The following is a 5,852-nucleotide window of genomic DNA, read 5'->3' on the forward strand; positions in this document are numbered from 1 at the left end:
GTGAAGAGGTCTACGAAGGCGTTGCCACCTGGATCGAGGGATTCTATAACCACAAACGAATCCATTCAGCGATCGGCTACCAAAGCCCGGTCGAATACGAACTCCACGCCGGACTGGACCTCGCGGCGTGAACTACACAACGAAACCGTCAACAACAAGCGGGCAAGCCCAGACTTGACCGTGCCGCCTAGACCGAAAGAATGATCGAGCGCGCTATATTCCCCTTTTTCCCACCACGCAACAAACTGATTCATCAGGTCAGTAAGGTCCAGTTGGCCACCAGTGCGGATAATGGATTCCATCGTAGCCACGGCCATTGAAGTATCGTCACTCCAGGCTCCGGCAGGGATTGTCCGCCCCCAATGGGAGTTAACCGGAATCTCATCACCAGAACCACGCATCGTGTCCAATGAATACTGCGCTATTTCATCTGCCAAGAGGAACTCGAAGGGAACTCCGAAAGCATCACCAGTAGCAGCCCCCAGCAACATCGCTTTCACCTGAGCTGCAGACAGTTCATTTCGTTTGTCTAACTCGCCCATGACTGCCTCATCCTAGTCGTCATTAAGACCCTGCTACCGAGCTAAAAGCACGCACTTCCAATACGGTTCGCGTTTGATAACGTCTTCCAATTTAGTTTCGTGTCGAAAACTCGACGATCGAGTACCGGAAATTATCGACGAGGTATAGCTCCCCTTCTTGGGCTTTGCGTAGCTCCAGCTTACGATACCCACCCGCGAGGTTACGTGAGCCAGCGTATGAGACCCAGCGTTGCCACAACCCACGAGCATTGCCGGATGCGGAACCAATATAAGGTTTCCCGGTGTGTCGAATTCAAGGTGCAAAAGCCAACGGGTGGAAACAAGCTGTCAACCAACTAGTTTATTTGGCTCCCAAGAAGAGAAGCGTAAGTGGGGTTGTTTTTGAGCTGCTCGTGGGCCCCGTCAGCAACAATGCGCCCATCCTCAAGAACAATAATGTGGTCAGCAATCCGGATAGAAGCAAGCCGGTGAGCAATAACAACCGTCGTGCGATCAGCCCGCGCGCGGCGAATGTTCTTAGCAATAGACGTTTCAAGGAACGGATCGATATTAGCTAACGGCTCGTCAAGGATGAGCATATCCGGGTTGCGCAAGAATGCACGCGCAATCCCAACGCGCTGGCGCTCCCCTCCAGAAAGCGTGGTTCCTCTATCACCCACCCTCGCGTCAAGCCCGCCAAGCGAAGTCACCAACTCGCTAATGTCCGCATCGGCAAGAGCCCGCCAAATATCCTCATCAGAAGCATTAGGGTTCGCCAAAATAAGATTATCGCGCACAGTTCCAGCAAAAATATGACAGTCCTGAGGCACCAGGGCCAGTCTGTCTCGGTAGCGGTTCGGCTCATAGCCACGCAAATTCTTCCCATCGAAACGCAGCTGCCCCGACCGCGGATCCAAATAGCGCATAGCGAGATTAGCCAAAGTAGTTTTACCCGCCCCAGACTTACCAACTATCGCCACAGAACGTTGCGGAGTAGCAGTAAGGCTGACTTTGTTGATAACCGGAAGCTCCGGCTGGTAGGCAAACACCGCGTTATCAACAACAAGACAGTTCTCCTCCCCGTCATAGGCGGTGTGGTGCGGTTCAGGTACAGCAGGAATCGGGTCTTTCACGTGAAGAATCGTATTGATCCGGTGTGCACAGGCACCGATCTCTCCAACGCGCCCAAGCATTCCCACCAACGTGGTGGCCGGCGTGGGTACAAGCCCCGCCAAAACCACAGCAACGGGAAGTATCGCCGCATCCAAACTGCCGTCAAGCACACGTCCAGTGAGGATAATTAACAAAATGGTAGATCCGATCGTGGTAACGATCATCGCGAACGCTGACTCCCACGCTTGCCGCATGGTTTGCGCATTTTTTGTGGCCTGCACTTGACGTGTCAAGTCAAGAATAAGCTGATTTTGTTTCTCAACCATTCCGAGGGAACGCAACTCGCGTTGCCCCTGAATGGAGTCCAACACCGCAACCCGCAACCCGGCTAGCTGACTACGCATCTGTGTGCCCTGCATACGCTGAATGGGCATGAGAATGAAGGGGAATACGATCATAGCGATAGTGGGAACTAGCATGATCAGCCCCAGCGGCCCCACAAAGCTAACAAGAACACCAGTGAACACTACTGGCGAGAACACCGCGCAGATTGCGGTAGACGCAGTGTGCGCATAAAACCACTCAAGCTGTTCCGCATCATTCATGGCCGCTGACGCCACATCGCCAGTGCGTTTCCCGTGGAGCCCGAGTGGTGCGATTCGTTCGATAGCCCCATAGATGTGCACTCGCAAAGTGTGCAAAATTCGATAGGCAACTTCGTGCGACCACCACACTTCAAACAGGGTACTGGCCGCATGAACCACCACCAAAGTGAACAGCAAAGTCACCAGCGGCGTGAGGTCATGAGCCGGGTCAAGAATGAACCGGGTTGAAACCCACACGGACGTAACCGACACACCCACAACACTGATTTGCGCCAAAGCGGTAACGATCGTGGAGGAAACGAAAAGAGGAACACATTCGCGTAGCCGTTTCATCAGCGCAATGAAGTCGCTAAACGCAGAAAACATGGCGGATCAGGCTCCTAACTGTGCGTCGATAAGCTGTGACCACGCGTTGTCTTCACCAGCCAGAATCTGGGGTGCACCAGCGCAGAGCACGCGGCCATCTCCCATCACCACAACGTGATCCATTTGCGCAGCGGCATCCGTGCGGTGGGTGACCAGAATAAGCGTGAGATCCGGATAAGCGCGGCGAATATTGGAAAGCACAGCGGTTTCCGTCTGGGTATCTAACGCTGACGTAGATTCATCGAGGATCAGCAGTGGACACTGGCGAATCAGAGCACGCGCAATCGCTAACCGCTGTTTCTGCCCGCCAGAAAGATTGTGGGCATGCTCCTCAATCACCAAGTCAAGCACACTATCATTTCCTGCTTGACCGCTGACATCCTGGTGCAAATCGTTAGCGCAGGCCAAAGTTAAGGCGTTCATCATTGCCTCGTCATCCGCTTTCGGGTTAGCTTCAGCCAATATGGATCTGATAGTTCCAGGGAAAATAATGGGATCTTGCGGAACCAGGGTAGCTACCTGCGCAATGTTCAGTTGGTCTGCTGGCACGCCACCAACCGTGATCGTTCCACTATTGGGATGGTCAAAACCCATCAGTAGCCCTAATGCTGTGGATTTACCTGACCCGGACAGACCAACCAGAGCAGTTGTCTTCCCTGGCAGCGCGTCGAACGTAACGTTTGAAAGCGCGGGCTTCGTCGCACTCAAATACGTGTAGCTGGTATCAATGAAGGACACCCCGGTGCCATCATGGTGACGTTCAACCGTTGCGGAGGGTTTGGTTTGGACACCCTCTTGATCGAATAGTTCACTCATTGCTGGCAGAGCAGAAATCCCGAAGAATGCCTCATGCCAACACGTTGACAATGCAGTGAATGGGCGAAACAGCTCAATCGATAACAAAGTGATGATGAACAAGTGGTTCATCGGCATATCGCCGGCCCGTATCAAGCTGATAGCAATAACCAGGCCAAGAGCAGGACCAAGCACCTTCATCATGCTGGACAGGCCAGTTTCCCCCAGCGAAAGGCGAAGCTGGCCCATTGTTGTTGACAACAATTGGCGTGATTGCTTAGCTAGTTTTTCACCGTGATTTTGGGCGGCCCCAAACGATTTCAGCGTTGCCATTCCCATCATGGCGTCAACAAAGTCCGCGTTGAGATCCTCATACGCGATCCAGTGGGACTGCCCCCGATCGGAAAGGGCTTTGTCCCATAGCCGTGGGATAGCGATAATAGCGACGCCGCAGATCAATAGCGCTCCCGCAATCAATGGGCTGATTGCTCCGATAGCTATCGTCAACCCTGTAGCGGTAATAACAGTGACCGCCAGCTGGGTGAAGTATTTAACGAAGTAGGGCTCCACTGCCTCGACCCCATCAGTCACAACCGACTGGATTTGCCCAGAACGGCCAAACCCCGCCCGCATGGGACCGCGAGCGTCGATTTGTTCAAGGAGGGCACGGCGCAACCGGCTTTTCACCACCAGTCCGGCACGGTTTTGTAACAGTTGCCCGCCCACCTGCACTAGTGGGCGAACCAAAAGCAGGATGACGATAGTTACGATCAGGCCCATCACTGTAGGCATGTGGCGGGTAGTGAGTAGTTCATTAAACAGGATCGCGTTACATACCGCAGTGGCGATGAACAAGCCAGAGACGAGGACGCCCACTAAAACGGCGGGAGTCAACATCCTCACGGATAGCCCGGCTGCGCGCATCACTAAACGCTGCTTCATGAACATGGTTATCCACCTTCGCGTGTCTGAAGAAAGCAGGACTAGCCACAAAACTAACCTTAGGTTATGCTTACCTAAGTGCAGTTTGGCATGTTTCTCTCAGCATGACAAGAGCGCACAGCTTTATCACACCAGCCAGGAGGGCTTGTGAACCCGCAGATTTTGCAGCGCAATGAGGTATGCGCGGGCAATGCCCAGCTTCTAGAACAGATCCGCTTATCTGAGGGAAATCTGCTCCACGTCAGTGGCGGAACTGCTCTGACCACGCAAATCCATGGGGGTTATGTTGCGACAGGTAGTGCGAGTATGAAAGGCATGAGCGCACCATGTTAACTAAGCGCTATCAACGCCTTGTCCTAGCCGCCGCGTTATCCATCCTGCTGGTGTGCGCCCTTGTTGTTGCGGTAATCGTAGGAGCCACTGACATCTCCCTATACGCAGCGCTCGAAGGGATCAAAACCACCCTATTACACACGCCCACCAATGACGTTGACACCCAAATCATCGGGCAGGTCCGATTCCCCCGCGCTGTTCTTGGAGCAATAGTTGGTGCCGGACTTGGCATATGCGGCCTCATCACCCAGTCACTCTTACGCAACCCGCTGGGCGATCCCTACATCCTCGGCATTTCGTCGGGTGCATCTGCCGGCGCGGCCGCCGTAATTGTTCTGGGCACCTCCAGCAGTGTGCTATCCGCACTGGGCGTCACCATCGGCGCTTTTCTTGGGGCACTAGCAGCCATCATTCTCGTCACCCTTCTGGCCTCGGCCGGTGGGAAAATCACTCCCACGCGCATCATTTTTGCTGGCATGGCAACCACCTACCTGTTTTCAGCGCTGACCAGCCTGATCACACTCATGGCAAAAAACGCTGCCGGAACCAAATCAGTCATGTTCTGGACGCTCGGCTCTCTATCCAATGCCACTTGGGGTGACACCGCACTTGCCACCGCGGTGGTCATTGTCGCCCTCGCCTGCTTCGCAATATGGGGCAGGAGGGTAGACATACTCAACCTTGGTGACGACACAGCAATCTCACTAGGGACAAGCCCCCGCCTCTACCGCAACCTACTGTTCCTCGTCGTAGCCTTAACCGTTGCCGTCCTCGTGTCCCTCACCGGAGCAATCGGCTTCGTTGGCCTTGTGGTTCCCCACATCACCAAACAACTGGTTGGCTCCACAACGCGGGCCGCACTACCCATCGCCGCCTTGTGCGGCGCACTCCTAGTTGTCATAGCCGACACCTGCACTCGCATCATAATCCGACCCGCCGAAATACCTATTGGCATCCTTACCGCGCTTGTAGGAACTCCGATGCTAATGGCCCTAATCAAAAGATATGGGCTTGCCCGCTTGTTGTTGACGGTTTCGTTGTGTAGTTCACGCCGCGAGGTCCAGTCCGGCGTGGAGTTCGTATTCGACCGGGCTTTGGTAGCCGATCGCTGAATGGATTCGTTTGTGGTTATAGAATCCCTCGATCCAGGTGGCAACGCCTTCGTAGACCTCTTCAC

General features: G+C 54.2%; 4 protein-coding genes and 2 pseudogenes. 2 read left to right on the plus strand and 4 right to left on the minus strand.

Translation table 11 applies throughout. From position 1 onward, the window contains the following. Nucleotides 1-131, plus strand: a 131-nt coding sequence (locus tag AQZ59_RS09930) for an IS3 family transposase (protein WP_330218614.1), incomplete at its 5' end; no start/stop codon positions are given. 33 nt (nucleotides 132-164) lie between these two features. Here AQZ59_RS09930 and AQZ59_RS08890 read toward each other — a convergent pair. The 3 genes and pseudogenes from AQZ59_RS08890 to AQZ59_RS08900 all read right to left on the minus strand — a co-directional run. Continuing rightward, nucleotides 165-542, minus strand: a pseudogene (locus AQZ59_RS08890) (ADP-ribosylglycohydrolase family protein); the annotation flags it as partial. 335 nt (nucleotides 543-877) lie between these two features. Further along, entirely contained in the window at nucleotides 878-2,605 is a 1,728-nt protein-coding gene (locus AQZ59_RS08895; RefSeq protein ID WP_062614289.1) for an ABC transporter ATP-binding protein, read from the minus strand. A gap of 6 nt (nucleotides 2,606-2,611) precedes the next feature. Beyond that, the gene (locus AQZ59_RS08900) at nucleotides 2,612-4,348 is read right to left on the minus strand and encodes an ABC transporter ATP-binding protein/permease (RefSeq protein WP_062614290.1); all 1,737 of its coding nucleotides are present in this window, start codon (nucleotides 4,346-4,348) and stop codon (nucleotides 2,612-2,614) included. 320 nt (nucleotides 4,349-4,668) lie between these two features. On the opposite strand from AQZ59_RS08900, the pseudogene AQZ59_RS08905 reads away from it, so the two are divergent. Beyond that, a pseudogene (locus AQZ59_RS08905) lies at nucleotides 4,669-5,667 on the plus strand (FecCD family ABC transporter permease); the annotation flags it as partial. A gap of 54 nt (nucleotides 5,668-5,721) precedes the next feature. Here AQZ59_RS08905 and AQZ59_RS09935 read toward each other — a convergent pair. Beyond that, nucleotides 5,722-5,852, minus strand: a 131-nt coding sequence (locus AQZ59_RS09935; protein WP_330218614.1) for an IS3 family transposase, incomplete at its 5' end; no start/stop codon positions are given.

The organism is Trueperella bernardiae (assembly GCF_001469025.1).
Lineage (GTDB): Bacteria > Actinomycetota > Actinomycetes > Actinomycetales > Actinomycetaceae > Trueperella > Trueperella bernardiae.